Consider the following 1,744-nt stretch of genomic DNA (forward strand, 5'->3'; position numbering starts at 1 on the left):
TAAAAAAGATGTCGGCTAGAGGCGTGTTGGTAGCGCCGCCACTGCGGCTTTTATCAGCATCAGCACGGCGGCTACGCCAGCGAGCTGGGCGTAGGGGCTGTTGCCGCCTGCCGACACGGCGAGGTACACGCCGATGGCTAGAATCACGGCGTCGAACACGGCGCTGTAGGCTATGGCGCCTTTGTCTGGCGCTCTTCTGTACAGATACGCCGCCACTGCGAGCGACGAGAGGACGTATATGAGCAACTGCCACGCGGGCATGGGCTGGTTTGCGATTGTGTACATGGGGTTGACGTAGGCGGCGCCGCTTTTGTTCAGCAGAACCACAGACTGCGCCCTGCCGCTCACAGTGTCTACGTACACCATGGAGCCCGAGTCGAGCCACGTCTCAACCACGGCTGTCCTCGCCCCGCCGCGCCACACCTCTATCTTGTACGGCGCGGGGTAGGGGAACCTCACAACGACGTCCGACGTGCCAGCGAGCTGTGTGGTGAACATGTAGAACCACGTCGATGAGTTCCTCACGTATATCGTGTAGACGCCGTAGTCCGCGTAGAGGAATCTGAGCGTCGCCGAGAGCCACGTGCCAGACCAAGGAGATATTTTGTACGTCTGCCCGTCGAGAACGCCACCCGCCAGGGGCGTGAAGTAAGTCCCGTCGCTCCTCCAAAGCCTCACCTGCGCGCCAACGGGGGCGTACACCACGAAGTTGTCAGCCTCTGCGTACACCTTGGGCACTTGTTGCAGATCCCCCACGGCGGTTTTCAGCACTGGCGAGGAGCCAGAGCCGTCGTACCAGACGTGCATCTGGAGGCCGGGGGCGTATATAGACACGCCAGCCCCGGTTAAGGGCGACGCGGTGTAGAGAACCTCTCTAGTTGCCACGTAGCACGTCCCCCCCGTGGCGGGCGGTATGGCGAAGCGGAACGCGTCCCGAGCAAAGGCATTTGCCACTATCAATATCGAGCAGAGGAAGCTGTCCACAATCTGGTTTGTGTATACAGTAGCCGCGGCTCCGGGGTAGCAGAAGCCCCCGCTCGTAATCAGAGCGGAGTACCGCGGCAGAGAGATCTGCTGTACGCCTGAGCCGACTGGCTTGTCGAAGTCGGCACAGACGGGCGTGCTGAGCACAAGGCCGTTGTAGACGTAGTAGTGGTGGAAGTTCAGCGCCTTGGCAAGGTAGAACGTGCCAACAGCTGGCGAAGACGCAGAGCCTGCGGGGGGCGGGGACCACGTGAGGGAGATGCGGAACGTGTCGGGCGCCGCGGCTGAGATGTAGATCTCTAGACGCGAGACGCCAGGAGGCGCGTTGCAGGTGAGCGACAGCGACGCTGAGCTGGCGGAGGCCGAGGCGGAGCACAGCACGTCGTACCCCTGCACAAGCCTGACGTATGAGCCCGCCGCTATGTTTGCGCCGCCCGACGCCGTTGAGACTGTAACGGTGTACGCGCCCGGGGCGGAGGCCAGAGCGTACAGCACAGCCGTCTGCCCGCCCGACAGCGAGATCGCCATCGGGTTGCCCGCGGTAGGCGCAGATGGCGCGCTCCAGTACCACCCGGCGAGCGTCTGCGTCGTTGGCACGAGGGCCACTGGCTGGTAGGCGGAGAGCTGTGTGGACCATGCGTACTTGGCGCCCCAGTGCGCCACTGTGAGGTTCACAGCCCCCGCGTAGTTCACCACCTTCACCGCGGGTAGCAGTGCGCCGAGCGCGCCGAGCCACGTCGCAGTCGTCTGCACGACGCCT

Annotated in this window: 1 protein-coding gene; it reads right to left on the reverse strand. The window is 63.5% G+C overall.

Annotation, left to right across the window (positions count from 1 at the left end; translation table 11 throughout):
• Positions 1–15 precede the first annotated feature (15 nt).
• Positions 16–1,744: hypothetical protein (locus ACP5J3_RS14200; RefSeq protein WP_428496278.1), on the reverse strand; the 1,729-nt coding region annotated here is incomplete at its 5' end.

It is taken from the genome of Pyrobaculum sp., from assembly GCF_049971835.1.
Lineage (GTDB): Archaea > Thermoproteota > Thermoprotei > Thermoproteales > Thermoproteaceae > Pyrobaculum.